Below are 14,311 nucleotides of genomic sequence, written 5' to 3'. Positions count from 1 at the left end.
GCAGCGACTGCGAGGCGCGCGAAGGGACGATTGGGAAATGAAAAGCGGGAGAGGCCAGCCCGTCAGAGCAGTTTCACGAACTCATCTACGCTGAGGCCAGCCTGCCGGATGATCGCGCGTAGCGTTCCTCTATCCAGTTCCCGATGATCAGGAGCGACAATCTGCGCAAACGGCTCGTCGCGGCGCAGAATCATGTGGCTACACTCTTGGCGCTTGACGTAGAACCCTATTAGAGTTTGGAGCCGATTCGGTGGCGGACAAGGGCCGCAGAGCCTCTCATTTGGCCCGCACAGCACGCTGGGCCCCTGCGCGGTGTGTGCCCTCGCGATGTCGCTCGTCCGAACCGTCAGGCACGTTCGCGTCGGTTCACGTGTCCGTGCGATACTCACTCGGGCCAGATGACGCTCAGGCAGGTGGGGCCGCCGTCGGCCTTGGCGAATTCGGCCAGGTTTACCGGCTGCACCTGAAACCCCAGTTCCTTGAGCAGGTTCGCGGCCCTCGGGTATCCCGCCGGGATGACAACCTTCGCGCCGAACAGGAGCACGTCGGCGGTGATCTCCTCGCCTTGCGGCACAGGGATCCATTCCAGACCGATCTGCGCGGCGAGGGGGGCGAACGCGGCGACGGCGTACAACATGCCGTTACCCAGGTAGGCAGCGCCGGATTTCAGGTGCAGCATACCCTTAGGCAGGGGGACGGGGTGAGCCTCCACGCCCAGTTTGGCGGCCAGTTGGGCGATGCCCTCTCGGTTGGTGCGGTCGCCCAGCCCAACGTAGGCGACATCTTCTACCCAGAGGACATCGCCGCCGTCCAGGGTGCCGGGCGGCTCAATCTCCACGATTTGCAGATTGTGCGCCTGGAGCGTCGGGCGCAGGGTCTCGCCTTCGCCCTGGCGGGATGGCGCGCCTGAACGGGTGAGTAGCGCCTTGCCGTTCCGCACAACGACGGCATCCTCCACGAAGCAGCCATCCGGGAAGCGCTCGTCGGGCGGGAGGATGATGACCTCCAGTCCGATGTTGCGGAGCGCCTGGCAGTAGCCGGCATGTTGTCGGCGGGCCTTGTCAGGGTCAATGCGGGCCGCCGTGGAGGATATAGCCTTGACATAACTCTGTCCAGGTGTGCGTGTGAGTGCAATCCAGCGCATGTTTGCCTCCTAGCATCGGTTGCGTTGCGCCCGGCGCTGGAGCGTCTGGCTGGGCGCGATGGATTTCGCCGCCGAGGGCACCGTGGGCCATAGATTGCCTAGTATAGCATGGTGTGCCGCTATGGACTGGCGCTAGCCCCGAAGGGGGCCTCGCCCCTTTAGCGCGGGACGAACCCCCGTGCAGGCGGGCATCCCTCACTCTAGCCCTCTCCCAGCGGGAGAGGGGACAGCGCGCGGGCGCCTTCGCCGAGCCGTCCCGCGCTAACTGAACCAGTACACCAGGCCCGAGTCAAAGGGCGTGGCCATGTCGGGATGGTGCGGCAGAATGCGCACGGTATAGCCGTGCAGGCCGCTGGTGGCGAAGTTCACCTTGCCCTCGTAGATGTAGGCCGAGTCCAATTTCTGCTTCAGTTGCATCGGCGCGATTTCGCCCTGACGGATCTCGCCGGCAGGGTTCACGTGGCCGTAGTACAGTTGGACGCGGACGTCATCGGGCGACAGGCTGCCCAGGTTCACGCGGGCCGTAACGACGACTTCGGCGTTGACGTGGATCTCGGCGAGCGTATTCGCCTCTACGCTTTCCACCCGAAGTTGGCTCCAGTTCTGGCGGAGGTTCGCTTTCCAGGCGGCCAGGTCCTTGGCGCGCTGGGCCTGATTCTCCTGCATGGCCAGGTAATGGGCGCTGACGGGCAGGTAGTACTTTTGCGTGTACTCCATGAGCATGCGGTCGGTGTTGAAGACAGGCGCCAGGTTGCCAAGGGCGGCCTTCATCTTGGCGATCCAGGCCCGAGGGAGGCCATCCCGGCCGCGCGAGTAGAACAGGGGGACGATTTCCTTCTCCAGGAGTTCGTAGATGACCTGCGACTCCACAGCGTCCTGATACTCCGGGTCGTCGTAGATTTCGCCGCGCCCGATGGCCCAGCCGACTTCGGGGGCGTATCCCTCATCCCACCACCCGTCCAGGATGCTCAAGTTGAGTGCGCCGTTGGCGGCGGCCTTCATCCCGCTGGTGCCGCTGGCCTCCTGCATTCGGCGCGGGGTGTTGAGCCAGACGTCTACGCCCTGCACCAGATAGCGCGCGATGTTCATGTCGTAGTTTTCCAGGAAGACGAGTCGGTGGCGGAAGTCCTCTTGTCGGGCCGCCTTGACGATGGCCTGGATGAGTTCCTTGCCAGCCTGGTCCTGGGGGTGGGCCTTGCCTGCGATGATGATCTGCACCGGCCGGTCACGGTCGTTCAGGATGCGTGCCAGGCGGGCGGGATCGCGCAGGAGGAGCGTGGCGCGCTTGTACGTGGCGAAGCGCCGCGCGAACCCGATGGTCAGCGCCTCGGGGTCCAGGACCTCGTTGGCAACTTCCACTTCGGACGGGGGCGCGCCTCGGGCCTCCAACTGCGCGCGCAGGCGCTGTCGGGCGAAGTGCACAAGACGCTCTCGGCGCCGCTCATGGGTGCGCCAGAGTTCTTCGTCGGGGATATCGGCCACCTTCTGCCAGACCGACATGTCGCTCGGCTCTTCCCGCCATCGGGGGCCCAGGTAACGGTCCAGCAGCGACGCCAGGTCTCCCGAAACCCAGGATCGCAGATGCACGCCGTTGGTGATGTGGCCCACCGGAATCTCGTTTTCGGGCACGCCCGGCCAAAGGTTGCTCCAGAGTCGCCGGGCCACGGTGGCATGGAGGGTGCTCACGGCGTTGGTGTGGCTGGACATGCTCACGGCAAAGACGGCCATGTTGAATGGCTCGCTGGCGTCGGCGGGGTGCTGGCGACCCAGGGCCATGAACTGCTCGCGCGTGATGCCCAGGATCGGATACCAGCCGCCGAAGTAGCGGTCCACCAGGTCCGGCGCGAACACGTCAATCCCCGCCGGCACCGACGTATGGGTGGTGAACATGTTTCCGGCGCGGGCTAGTTCGGCTGCCTCGTAAAAGTTTAGGCCGAATCGGTCCATGAGTACCCGCACGCGTTCCACGCAGAGAAAGGCCGCATGTCCTTCGTTCAAGTGGCAGACGGTGGGTTCAATGCCCAGCGCCATGAGGGCGCGATAGCCGCCGATGCCGAGCAGGATTTCCTGGCGGATGCGCATCTCGCGGTCGCCGCCGTAAAGTTTGCCCGTGATCTCGCGGTCGCGGGGGCGGTTCTGCTGCAGGTTGCTGTCCAGCATGTAGAGCGGCACCCGCCCGACCTGGATGCGCCAGATTTGGGCGCTTACGGGTGCGTCGGGGTAGTTGACCTGGACGATGACAGGCGCGCCGTCGGGCTTGCGCATGAGTTGCAGGGGCATGTTGTAGAAGTCGTTGACCGGATAGTACTCCTGTTGCCAGCCGTCGGGGCTGAGGTACTGGCTGAAGTAGCCGAACTGATACAGCAGGCCCACGCCCACCATGTGGATCCCCAAGTCGCTGGCCGACTTGAGATGGTCGCCGGACAGGACGCCCAGGCCGCCCGAATAGATGGGGATGCACTCGGTGAGGCCGAACTCGGGCGAGAAGTAGGCCACCCGGCACTCGGGCACTTCGGCGCAATGCTGGGAATACCAGGCGCGCTGATTGGCCATGTAGCGGTCAAACTGCTCGCAGACGCGCTGGAAGTGGGCGAGGAAGCCATCGTCCCGCGCGGCGGCTTCCAGGCGCGATTGGGCGATGGCTCCGAGCATGGCGACGGGGTTGTGGCCGCTCTGCTCCCAGAGGTCGCTGTCCAGGCGGCGGAACAGGTCTCGCGTGTCGTGGTCCCATGTCCAGCGCAGGTTGTACGCGAGTTCTGCCAGCCGAACGAGGCTCGGCGGAAGCGATGGGATCACGTTCAGGATCATATAGGGTCGCATGAAGCGTTTCCTCCTCAGATCCGGCGCCGGGCCAACATCTCTGGCGCCTTGGATTGTGCTTTGGGCGAATTCGTCTGCCCCATGATAACACAGAGGGCTTGAGGCCGCAAAAGGCAAACAATTAGCGGCTGCCAGGGAACAGCCGCTAATTGGGGGTAGCAAGCGGTGCCAGGGAACACCGCGTTGGGGGCTACTCTTGGCGAATGTGGGCCAGGGCCTCGGCGAAGACCTTGCCGATGTGTTCGCTCGCGAGGGAGTAGTACACCATCCGCCCTTGCTTTCGGTTCTTGAGGATGTTGACGGTGCGTAGCAGTCGGAGTTGGTGGGAGATGGCCGACTGTGTCATGCCGAGGGAGCCGGCGATGTCGCACACGCAGACTTCTCCGACGCTGGCGACGGCCGAGATGATGCGCAGGCGGGTGGGATCTGACATTGCGTCAAATACGTCCGCTAGATGCGTGGCATCCAGGCCACTGATGAGGGTTTCCGAGATCTTCTTGACTTTCTCGGCGTCAATGATACGAACCTCGCAGCGATCCTCTCTACGCATTTCAGCCTCCTAATATAAATTTGGGTTCGCACGTCTTACATTGTACCATACCTTCGTACTTTCGTCAAGTAGGGAATTTTCTGTTCAGGCAAGAAAAGGTCGCCCACTAGCCTTGCGCATCGTCGCGCCCACACTGTCCGCAACCGATATGCGGTTCGGAGACGACCTGGCGAGTCTTCTGGCACACGGCTGTAACGCCCACGCGTTGCCATAGCCCCAATCGGCGCTGGACGCGCGCGTAGAGGATCATGTGCGGGCAGGCGTTGGCGCGGAGGATGCCCGGAACGGGGCACGTTCGGCACAGCACGGGTTTCCAGGGCTGCTCGGCGGCTTCCAACAGGCGGCAGATTTCGGTGTGCCTGCCGCGCGCATAGTCTCCGTAGAAGAAACGGCACTCTTGTCCGTTTGGGGTTCGGATGGTGCACCTCCTTGGTATCAATATGCGGGTATGGGCAGGTCAAGCCATGTCTGGCCATCATCGCGGCCGACGAGGAGACGATAGGGTTGTTCGGAGACGGTGCTGTTTCCCGATACGGCTACGTAGAGGGCTTTGGGTGCGCGGGCGTCCACCGCAAGAGGCTCCACGTAGCCCAGGGCGAACGGCGGCGTCAACGTGCCCAGCGTCAGCGCCTCGGCCCAGGCGATGTTGCGCGAATCCGGCTCGTGGGCGTTGTCAGAGACGAGCATGAACAAGCGGGAGTTGTTGTAGTAGTAGGCATCGCATCCCACGTACAGGCGGCGCAGGTTGGGGTCAAACGCCAGGCCGTGGGGCATGCATGCGCCCTCGGAGAAACCTCCGCCTGTCGGCTGGTCACCCACAGGCAGCGGCTCCCAGTTCCCGACCCGGCCGCCTCGGTAGAGCCAGCCCTCCGGCCACCCGAACCGCCCGCCGTAGCGAAGATTGGCGTAGAGGATATCGGGGTTCGCAGGGTCAATGAGGATGCGGGTAACGCCATAGCCCAGGTATGCCTGGATGCCGAAATCGGCCTTGCCCCAGGTTCGCCCAGCATCGGTGCTTTTGAGAATGACGGCTTTGTACTCCGTCGTCCAGGATACGCCCGCCCACAGGACGTTGGAATCCACGAAATCCACTGCCAGCGTCTGCGCTTTGAGAGGATGCACGAACTCCCATGCAGACGTGCTAACGCGCCGATAGATGCCGCTGCTGGTGGTCAGGTACATCACGGACGGGTTGCGGTAGTCCAGCGCCAGGGCGAACAGGCGCGACGCGGGCGCGACACCCGTGAGGTCCAGCGGCGTCCACGTCGCGCCCCCATCGGCGCTCCGATACGCGCTGTCGCCGATGATGGCGTACAGGGTACGGTCTTCTCCCGAGGAGACGACCAGGGACCGGACAGACGGAACCGGGACGACGGTCGCGGTGGGCGTTGGCGTGGCGGGTGTGGATTTCGTCGGCGTGCGCGTGGGCGCCGGCGTTGCCGTGGGCGCGAGGGTCGCGGATGGTATCGGCGACGGCGTAGCGGATGGGGGCAGCGCGGTCGGCGTGGGCGAAGGCGCCAGGGTGGGCGCGGCAGGCGTTGCAGGAGCCGACGTTGCGGTTGGGGCCGGCGGCGTGGGCGTTGGCCCGCAGGCCTGGGCAAGCGCGACGATGCCCGCAAGTGCTGCGAGAGCGAGAAGGCGAAACGAGGCGCCGCACAGAGAATGTAGGCATTGTCGGTTTCGTGTCATTGGTGTGCTCCCCGGTGTGTCTGCGCGATTGGTGATGCGAATTGCAGACGCGCGACTATTGTAGGAGGTTCCGCTCGGTCGGTCAAGTGCGCACCTGCATGTCGGCCCGACGCTGAAGCATCGGGCTAAAGGGGCGAAGCCCTGCGGGCTGGGGCCTGTCCGGATGCACGGCAGGCGGGCGCTGGATTCTACGCTGGGGACGCCGAGGGCGTGGAGGATTCTGGATTTGCCCGCGGCACGTCTGCATGTCCGCTCGACGCCGAGGCATCGGGCTAAAGGGGCGAAGCCCTGCGGGCTGGGGGCCTGTCCGGATGCACGGCAGGCGGGCGCTGGATTCTACGCTGGGGGGGCGCCGAGGGCTACGGATCGGCCTGCACAGCATGCTGTGCCCGTGCCTAGCGCGCCGTCGCGATGTCACCCACGTTCACCTCGTTGCGGCCACCCGCAACGTTTCGCCAACTTCTTCGTTGATAGAGTTGGTAGAAGGGAGCGCGTTGTTCTGTGGGTAGGGGCAGATCCTTCGTTCGCATGATACTGTGGACGGCAGGGCGCGGCATCGTGACCCTGGCCATTGTGTTTGCGCTGCTGCCTGCCGGCGGCCACGCAACGGAGCCAACCCCTGCCGCCAAGATGAGCGCGCTTCTCCAGTACCAACTGGCGCTGAAGCGGGAATTTCTCGCCAACCCCGACGTGGGCATCGCCGAGGCGCTGACGGCCACCGCGGGCAGCCGCTGGAATCCCCAAAGGCAGCACCTGTTCGTGTACCTGCAAGGCGCTCCAACCTCGCAGTGGGCGCAGCGGGCGCAGGCCCTGGGCGTCGTCCTGTACGGGCAGACGTGGATTCCCCCCGTGGGAACGCATCCGTATGGCTTCGTGGTTGCCGACGCACCCGTCCAGCAGGTGACGGCGCTGGCTTCGCTGGACGACGTGGTGCGCCTGGAGACGGCCGAGCAGGTTCTGCGCCCCAACAACGATTTGGCGAGGGACTTCTCGCAGGCGTCTTGGGCGCAGGCTCTGGGGTACACGGGCGCCGGGGTGCGGGTGGCGATTCTGGACGCGGGGCTGGACGTTGGCCATCCGGATATCCCCGCACCGATTGTGGCCAGGGACGTGTCCCGCTTCCCCGCGATGGACGACGACGTGAGGAATCCCTATTCGGGGCATGGCACCCATGTGGCGGCCACGGCGGTGGGCCGCGGCGTGCTCTCGGGAGAGCGTTATCAGGGCATGGCGCCGGGCGCCGACCTCATCTTCCTGAAGATCGGCCTGGACGAAGAGGGCGCGCCCGCGACGGACGATGCCTTTGTCGCGGCGATTCGCCAGGCCGTGGAGTCCGGCGCGGAAGTCGTCAACGTCAGTTATGGCGGGTGGGATGCCTATCACGACGGTTCCTCTCCGCTGGCGCAGGCGGTGGATTGGGCTGCAAGTCAGGGGCGACTGGTGTTTTGCGCGGCGGGGAACGCAGGCGACGAGGGCCGCCATGCGTCAGTGGAACTGGGGGCAGGCGGGGCGTCTACAAAAGAAGTGGGTCTCCAGGTTCGGGCCGACGCCCCGCTTTTGTTGCGACTGGTGTGGAACGATGGCGTTGGGCGGAGCGAGGCATACACGGTTACGCTATTCGCCGCGGGCAACATGGATGTGGCGGTGGACGTCATTCGGGAACCCCGAGAGAGCGAGGCGGGCACCGAGTCGGTTTTGATCTCCGCTCCGACGCTTCCGGCAGGCGACTATCTGCTGCGAATCCGCAGCATGGGGCCTGTGGTGGTGGGCCGCCGCCTGCATGTGTACAGCGAGAATGCCGCCGCTGTGTTCACCCAGCCCGATCCCAACTATACCGTGGAGACGCCGGCGGACGCGGCGGGGTGCGTGGCCGTCGGCGGGTATGTCAGCCGGGCGTCCTGGACGAACTATCAAGGGCAATCGTACGCTTTCAGCCCCTCGCCGGGCGCCGAGCAAGGCATGGCTTCGTACAGCGGGCGGGGGCCGACGTTGGATGGCCGCAGGAAGCCCGACATTGCGGCGCCCGGCACGGCCGTGATTTCCGCGCGCGACCGCGTGTACCCCCTGGGCAGTGGTTACGACCCGCAAATTGTGGACAACGATGGCGTCTTGGACGGCGCGGGCCCGGCGGACTATTTCGTCATGGGCGGGACAAGCATGGCCAGCCCCGTTGTCGCGGGGGCGGCGGCGCTGCTCCTGGAGGCTTATCCGGTGCTGAGGGGTCGCCCCGACATGCCGGACATCGTCAGGGATGCGCTGATGCACGGCGCTGTTACCCATCGCCTGCCCCAGTGGGAGGGGGCAGGATACTTGAACGTGAAAAACGCCTATTCGCAGCTGCGGCCGTTCGCCGAGCCGACGCCGAATCCCTCGTCCACGGCCACCCCCACGGATACACCGATGCCGACGGCAACGACCACGCGCACGGCGACGGCCACGCCGGCCGCGGAGCCGTCCCACACGCCCACGCCTCCCGCGCCTACCCCTGCACCGTCGGCGACCGCGACGCCCACATGGACGCCGACGGGGACACCCAGCGCAACGCCGACCCTGACCGCGACGCCCACACCGATTACGCCATCCCCGACGCCACAGGGGCCGACGGCCACGCCTTCGGCTACGGCTACGCCATCTCCGACGCCGCGGGAACTGACACCGACGGCTACGACAACCCCCACGCCCACGCGGACGGCGACGGCTACCGCGCCCCCAACGCCCACGCGGACGGCTGTCGCGCCGCCGCAGTGCTACCTGCCGCGGGTGGCGCGGAACTATCGCTACCCGGTCGGCGGCACGCCAACGCCGTTCTTTGACGACTTCAGCGATCCCATGAGCGGCTGGCCGAGGTCTGCGGACAATCCGGCATTCGCGATGGGGTATGTGGGCGGGGAGTATCAGATTCTGGCGCGGCGAAGCGGCCTGGTCTTCGTAAGCCTGGCGCCGGTGCAGATGCAGTCTGACTGGGTTCGCATCCGCGTGCAAGCCCGGCGCGCGGGCGGGGGCGAACCGGCCTACGGAGTCGTGTTTGGCGGATCGGCAACGCACGCCTTCATGGTCTCGCCGCGGGGGTGGGTGGCGCTGTGGCGGTACGACGCGCAGGCGCGGCAGTGGTTGGAGGTTCGCGGCTGGACGCGGTGCGACGCGGTTCGCGGAGGCGATGCGGCAAATATCCTCACAGTGGACAAGGAAGGCGGTCTGGTGCGTTTCTTCGTGAACGACACGCCCGTGGAATTCACGCCCGCATGGCAGGACAAGGATGCGTTCCTGGTGCGGAGCATGGGCCTCGCGGCCATTCTGTTCTCGGAGTCAGGGCCGGCGGCGGATTGCCGCTTTGACGACTATGCAGCCACGTACCCGAGCGCGGCGATCGTAGAGCCGCCCGTGCCGTAGGGGGTTCGGAGCCGGCTATGTCCCCTTTACGACGATGTCGCTGATGAGGTTGGCGGCCTCGTCTCCACGGTCGGCGCTGTTGCTCAGGTGGCGCAGGATTTCCCGCAGTTTGAGCACGCGGTTCACGTCCTCTATGGTTTTCACGCCCTCAAACAGGTGCACAAGCGCCTGCCGGTAGAGATCTTCCACGCGGTTTTCCAGGGACTTGGCGCGTTTGGCGTGCTCAATGGCGACGCCAGGATGGTCGCTGAGGCGCAGGACGGCCAGGTGAATCTCTGTGGCGGCATCGGCGAGGAGTTTCACGATGGCCACGATGTCTGCGTTCGGCTCCACCTTGAACAAGGCCATCTCGTCCACGGAGGTATGGGCGTAGTCAATGATGTCGTCAATGGCGCGCGACAGGCCGAAGATGTCCTCGCGGTCAAACGGCGTGGCGAAGGTGCGGTTGAGTTCGTCTATCAGGATGCGGCGCAGTTCGTCGGCTTCTTTCTCGGCACGCCTCAGGGCGTCCACAATTTCGGGGCTTGGGGCGCGCACGTACTGCTCCAGGAGTTGGACACCCTCCAGGGTTTTGGCGGCCTGTTCGGCGAGGAGTTGCCGGAACCGGTCGGGTTTCCTGCGAAAGAGATCTTTCAAGCCCATTTGTTTGCCTCCGAATGCTGGATAGGACTTAGCCGAGCCACGCATGAAGCGGGATGTAGATGAGCGCGGACATCAGCATGGACGCCGGGATGGTGAGTAGCCAGGCAACGGCGATGTCGCCTGCCACCCCCCAGCGTACTTTGGACACGCGCTCGGCCGAGCCGACCCCGATGATGGTGGAACTCACGACCTGCGTAGTGCTGACCGGCCCGCCCAGTACGGCCGCGCCTAGGATGACGGCGGCGGATGCGGCCTGCGCGCTGAAGCCGTGGATGGGGCGGATGCGGTAGAACTTGGCGCCCAGCGTGCGGATGATGCGCCAGGCGCCGGTGAACGTGCCGAGGGCGATGGCGCTGGCGCAAAGCGCGATGACCCATACGGGCACGTGGAAGGACTCTATCAGCCCACCGCTCACCAGGGCCATGGTGATGATCCCCATGGACTTCTGCGCGTCGTTCGTGCCGTGGCTCAGGGCCAGGCCGATGGAGGTGAGCACCTGCGCGCCCTTGAAGAAGTCATTGGCGCGGGGCGTGGCGGCCCGCGAAAGCCACATGAGGAGTTTCATGAAGAGGTAGCCGACGATTAGGCCCAGGATGGGCGACGTGAAAAGGGCGATGACGGTCTTGCGGATGCCCGCGACCTGGATGGCCGAGAAGCCATGGGCGACGGCGACCGCGCCGACAAGCCCGCCGATGAGCGCATGGGAGGAACTGGACGGGATGCCGAGAATCCACGTGATGATGTTCCAGGCGATGGCGCCGAGCAGGCCGGCGAAGATGACGGTCGGGCCGATGGCCGTGGGCGAGACGATGTCGTGGCCTATGGTGGTGGCGACGGCAACGCCGAACAGGAAGGGGCCGGCGGCCTCGGCGAGGGCAGCAAGAACCAACGCCTTCCTCGGCGACAGGGCGCGCGATGAGATGGTCGTGGCGACGACGTTGGCGCTGTCGTGGAAGCCGTTCAGAAAATCAAAACCTACAGCCGTGACGATGAGCGCGATGGTGATGGCGGTGTCGGAACTCATGCCTACTCCTGATCTCGGCGTTGCGATATGACGGCGATTGTACCATAGTTTCCAAGTTTTGGCAACGTGTGCAGGGCGAGAATTTGCTAAACGATTGCCTGGCATGGTCTGACTTCGGATGTCGTCAGGATGTCGTCAGTCCAGGCGGAAATGGCATCCTCGGCTCTCGCGGTTGCGCCAGGCGGCTTCGGCGACGATGGTGGCGGCCTGAACCGCGTTGCGCAGCCCGACGAGGGCGTCGTTCAGCCGCGTGGTGCGGTAGAAGCGTGTGATGTCATCCTGCAGGTCGTACAGGTCGCCGATGGCGCGCTCCAGGCGCTTGGTGGAACGAATCAAGCCCACGTAGTTCCACATGATGTGTTGGATGGTGCTGAGATCCTGCTGGATGAGGGCGGGGTCGGCGAGGTCCTCCAGGCCCACGTCGCGCCACGGGGGCAGGTCGGCAGGTCCAAGCGGCGCCCGCTTCGGCAGGTTCTGGCGGATGTGGTCGGCGGCCCGCCAGCCCCAGACGAGGCCTTCCAGGAGCGACGCACTGCCCAGTCGGTTCGCGCCGTGAACGCCGGTGCAACTGACCTCGCCCACGGCGTAGAGGTTGCGAATAGTGGTGCGGCCTACCGAGTCGGCCCAGACGCCACCGCAGAAGTAGTGCGCGGCCGGCACCACGGGCACGGGCTCGCGGGTGATGTCCACGCCGAACTTCAGGCATGTCTCATAGATGTTCGGGAAGCGGCGCAGGATTTTGGCGCGGTTGATGTAGGAAGCCAGGTCCAGGTACACGCAGTTGGCGCCCGTGGCCAGCATTTCCTGGTGAATGCTTCGTGCGACCACGTCGCGGGGGGCCAGGTCTTTCCACTGGGGCGCGTACTTCTCCATGAAGGGTTCGCCCTGCTTGTTGATAAGGCGGGCACCAGCGCCCCTCACGGCCTCGCTGATGAGGAATTGCGCGGCGTTCAGGTGGAAGAACACGGTGGGGTGGAACTGGATGTACTCGGCGTTGATGATGCGAGCGCCCGCGCGGGCGGCCATGGCCAGGCCATCGCCGCGCGCCAGCGGTGGGTTGGTCGTGTGCAGGAAGATACGCCCCAGGCCGCCGGTGGCCAGCACGGTGGCTCTGGCCAGGAAGGTGTCCACGCGGTTTTCTGCCTGATTCAGTACGTAGGCCCCGCCGCACGAGAGCGGCTCATAGACGCGCAGCCGATTGAGGGCATGGTGCGATGGGGTGAGCAAGTCTACGGCAGTGTGGGCCGACAGCACTCGGACATTCGGGCAAGCCCGCAGAGCCTCAACCAGTTTGGTTTGAATGGCCTGGCCAGTGGCGTCGGCGGCGTGCAGGATTCTCTCGGTGGAGTGGGCAGCCTCGCGGATGTATTCCAACTGGTCGCCATGGCTTCGGGCGAAGGGGACGCCCAGCTGCTTGACCAGGAATTCCTCCACGAGGCGCGGGCCTTCGGTGGCGAGGATGCGCACGGCACGGCGATTGTTGAGGCCGTCGCCCGCCGCGATCAGGTCGCGGGCCAGTAGGGTCGGCGAGTCGTGCACGCCGCTGCCGATGATGCCACCCTGGGCGTAGAACGTGTTGGATTCCAGCGGGTCGGCGGCGCTGGTGATGACGGTGATGGAGAGCGTGGGGTCTTCGGCCAGACGCAAGGCGGCTACGGCCCCCGCAATGCCGCACCCGATGATGAGAACGTCGCTTTGAATGATGTCAGCGCACATGGGAGATTCCCTTCATGCAGTGGTTTAGGCCAGGGCGAGCATGCGCTCTAGCGCCTCGTTGGCCCATTTCTGGATGTTCTTCGGGACGCGGACGCGGTTGACCAGGCGGCCCTGGGTGAGTTCGTCCAGGACGTAGGCCAGACTCTGCGGCGTGATGCGATACATGGCCCCGCACTGGGAACGGGCCAGCGGCACGACGGTCTTGTCGGGGTTCTGGGCGGCGAGCCGCTCTACCAGATGGATTTCGGTGCCGATGGCGACGGTGGTTCCTGCGGGCAGGTCGCGCACGTATTTCACGATGCCGCTGGTGGAGGCGGAAGCATCGGCGCGGGCCACCACTTCGGCGGGACATTCGGGGTGGACGATGATTCTCGCGTCGGGGTAGCGGGCGCGGATGGCGTCCACGTGGGCGGTCGTGAAGCGCGTGTGCACGTGGCAGAAGCCCTTCCAGACGATCATGCGCGCGTCGCACATGGAGTCGGGGTCGGGCGCGTCGGGGTCCCAGACTCGGATTTGGGATGGCGGTACGCCCAGCGCCAGCGCCGAGTTGCGCCCCAGGTGCTCGTCGGGGAAGAAGATGACGTGCCCGCGCTGCGAGAAGGCCCATTGGAGGACCTTCTGCGCGTTGGCCGACGTGCAGACGGCCCCGCCATGCTGCCCGCAGAAGGCTTTCAGGTCGGCGTAGGAGTTCTGGTAGGTAATCGGCACGATGTCGTCGCCCCACAGGGCCGAGAGAGCGTCCCAGGCCAGGACAGCCTGTTGGCGGGTGGCCATGGCGGCCATGGGGCACATGGCGGTCCTTTCGGGTATCAGGACGGCTTGGTCGGGCGCGCAAAGCATGGCGGCGGTCTCGGCCATGAAGTCCACGCCGCAGAAGACGATGTAGCGGGCGTTGCGCACCTGGGCGGCGCGGCGCGAGAGTTCCAGCGAGTCGCCGACGAAGTCGCCGACGGCCACGATGGAATCGCGCTGATAGTGATGCGCCAAGATGACCAGGTCGGAGCCGAGGGCCGCTTTCGCTGCTCGTATGCGTTCGGCGGCCTGCTCTTCAGTCATGGCGGCATAGGTCTTGGGCAGTGTCATGATCCTGCTCCTAGCGGGTAAAGTTCCAGGCTGATGTCCAGGGCCTGGGGCGAGTGGGTGAGCGCGCCGACCGAGATGTAGTCCACGCCGGTGGCGGCGATTTTCGTAACGGTGCTCAGGCTCACGCCGCCGGAGACCTCCAGTTTGACGCGGCCCTGGGCGCGGCGCACGGCCTCGCGGATGTCATCCAGGCTCATGTTGTCCAGCATGATGCGGTCCACGCCTAGCGCTAGGGCCTCGTCCAGTTCGGCCA

The 14,311-nt window shown here is 65.5% G+C and carries 11 protein-coding genes; 1 reads left to right on the top strand and 10 read right to left on the bottom strand.

Annotated features, from left to right (window positions below; genetic code table 11):
- Positions 1-62: 62 nt before the first annotated feature.
- The 5 genes from H5T65_00055 to H5T65_00035 form a co-directional block, all read right to left on the bottom strand.
- Complete coding sequence (locus tag H5T65_00055) at positions 63-584, bottom strand: type II toxin-antitoxin system HicA family toxin (GenBank protein MBC7257621.1); 522 nt, start codon at positions 582-584, stop codon at positions 63-65.
- Between the two features lie 821 nt (positions 585-1,405).
- The gene (gene glgP / locus H5T65_00050) at positions 1,406-3,964 is read right to left on the bottom strand and encodes an alpha-glucan family phosphorylase (GenBank protein MBC7257620.1); all 2,559 of its coding nucleotides are present in this window, start codon (positions 3,962-3,964) and stop codon (positions 1,406-1,408) included.
- 190 nt (positions 3,965-4,154) lie between these two features.
- Entirely contained in the window at positions 4,155-4,514 is a 360-nt protein-coding gene (locus H5T65_00045; GenBank protein ID MBC7257619.1) for a helix-turn-helix transcriptional regulator, read from the bottom strand.
- Positions 4,515-4,620: 106 nt separating this feature from the next.
- Positions 4,621-4,953, bottom strand: coding sequence for a hypothetical protein (locus H5T65_00040; protein MBC7257618.1), 333 nt, complete (start codon positions 4,951-4,953; stop codon positions 4,621-4,623).
- Positions 4,950-6,203: a hypothetical protein gene (locus H5T65_00035; GenBank protein ID MBC7257617.1), complete on the bottom strand. Its 1,254-nt coding sequence runs from the start codon at positions 6,201-6,203 to the stop codon at positions 4,950-4,952. Before H5T65_00035 ends, H5T65_00040 begins: the two co-directional genes overlap by 4 nt.
- A gap of 528 nt (positions 6,204-6,731) precedes the next feature.
- On the opposite strand from H5T65_00035, the gene H5T65_00030 reads away from it, so the two are divergent.
- Positions 6,732-9,593 (top strand): S8 family serine peptidase, encoded by a 2,862-nt coding sequence (locus H5T65_00030; protein MBC7257616.1) that lies wholly within the window; start codon positions 6,732-6,734, stop codon positions 9,591-9,593.
- A 15-nt stretch (positions 9,594-9,608) separates the two neighbouring features.
- Here H5T65_00030 and H5T65_00025 read toward each other — a convergent pair whose 3' ends face one another.
- The 5 genes from H5T65_00025 to H5T65_00005 all read right to left on the bottom strand — a co-directional run.
- The gene (locus H5T65_00025; GenBank protein ID MBC7257615.1) at positions 9,609-10,235 is read right to left on the bottom strand and encodes a DUF47 family protein; all 627 of its coding nucleotides are present in this window, start codon (positions 10,233-10,235) and stop codon (positions 9,609-9,611) included.
- Between the two features lie 28 nt (positions 10,236-10,263).
- Complete coding sequence (locus tag H5T65_00020; protein MBC7257614.1) at positions 10,264-11,259, bottom strand: inorganic phosphate transporter; 996 nt, start codon at positions 11,257-11,259, stop codon at positions 10,264-10,266.
- A 135-nt stretch (positions 11,260-11,394) separates the two neighbouring features.
- On the bottom strand, positions 11,395-12,975 hold the full coding sequence (gene nadB, locus H5T65_00015; protein MBC7257613.1) for an L-aspartate oxidase: 1,581 nt from the start codon (positions 12,973-12,975) through the stop codon (positions 11,395-11,397).
- Positions 12,976-12,999: 24 nt separating this feature from the next.
- A complete protein-coding gene (nadA, locus tag H5T65_00010; GenBank protein ID MBC7257612.1) occupies positions 13,000-14,058 on the bottom strand; it encodes a quinolinate synthase NadA in 1,059 nt (352 codons plus the stop codon).
- Positions 14,055-14,311 (bottom strand): nicotinate-nucleotide diphosphorylase (carboxylating) (locus tag H5T65_00005; protein ID MBC7257611.1); only part of this gene is annotated, 257 nt, incomplete at its 5' end. The genes H5T65_00005 and nadA, both read right to left, overlap by 4 nt.

Source organism: Chloroflexota bacterium, from assembly GCA_014360805.1.
Taxonomy (GTDB): Bacteria; Chloroflexota; Anaerolineae; order DTLA01; family DTLA01; genus DTLA01.
This window is presented reverse-complemented; position numbering and strand designations above follow the sequence as displayed.